The organism is Allobosea sp. Leaf344, from assembly GCF_001426225.1.
Lineage (GTDB): Bacteria > Pseudomonadota > Alphaproteobacteria > Rhizobiales > Beijerinckiaceae > Allobosea.
This window is the reverse complement of sequence record NZ_LMRT01000009.1, coordinates 309,329-309,559: the sequence shown is the minus strand read 5'-3', so window position 1 is coordinate 309,559 and position 231 is coordinate 309,329.

Here is a 231-nt window from a genome sequence, read left to right as displayed (position 1 = left end):
CCCCCCCCCCCCGCGCGCCCTGGCGCCCCCTGCCGTCATTGCGAGCGCAGCGAACCAACCCAGCGGCGCCGGATGAGCCTCTCACCTCCTGGGTTGCTTCGCTTCGCTCGCAATGACGGCGGCGGTTATTCGGCGGACTCAGCCGCTCAACCCCGCTGCTCTCCCCCGTGCGCGCCCTGGCGCTCCCTGCCGTCATTGCGAGCGCAAGCGAAGCAACCCAGCGGCGCCGGG